Raw genomic sequence first — 431 nt, forward strand, 5'->3', positions numbered from 1 at the left:
GGGCGTTATGTTTTTTGTAGAGTGATATGGAAATTTCTGAACTATTTATAACTCCACAAGTAAATCGAAAGCCTTTTTACGATGGAGACAAAGGTGCACCATATAAATTTAAGTGTCCAATTTGCCGTACTAAAAATGTAATTCCATTTGAGGTTATGTTACATGCGACTTGGGATTGGAAAGAAAATCTTGATTCTGACGCACGTAAAGAGATCGACCTTAAATTTAGTTTAAGTCCAACTGGTAAATCTCATGAAGGTGGCTGGACTTGTATTAACTTTATAGACTGTAAATCTTGTGCTTCAAAATTAGTTTCTTACATAGGCTTTAATGAGTATTACAACTCTGTTTATAAGCTAACAGAACAAGGTTTGGCGCAAGTCAAAACATAACAAGAAAATCAACAAGGACACGTAACAGTTGGCTACGTT

The 431-nt window shown here is 34.8% G+C and carries 1 protein-coding gene; it reads left to right on the forward strand.

Annotation, left to right across the window (positions count from 1 at the left end; all coding sequences use genetic code 11):
• The first annotated feature begins 26 nt into the window (after nucleotides 1–26).
• The gene (locus tag CXF85_RS00110; RefSeq protein ID WP_101226508.1) at nucleotides 27–392 is read left to right on the forward strand and encodes a hypothetical protein; all 366 of its coding nucleotides are present in this window, start codon (nucleotides 27–29) and stop codon (nucleotides 390–392) included.
• Nucleotides 393–431 lie beyond the last annotated feature (39 nt).

Origin of the sequence: Colwellia sp. 75C3 (assembly GCF_002836255.1) — a bacterium.
Lineage (GTDB): Bacteria > Pseudomonadota > Gammaproteobacteria > Enterobacterales > Alteromonadaceae > Colwellia.

What these genes read in the sequence shown, in the direction of transcription:
- CXF85_RS00110 (WP_101226508.1), top strand. Translation starts at nt 27, where the DNA reads ATGGAAATTTCTGAACTATTTATAACTCCACAAGTAAATCGAAAGCCT.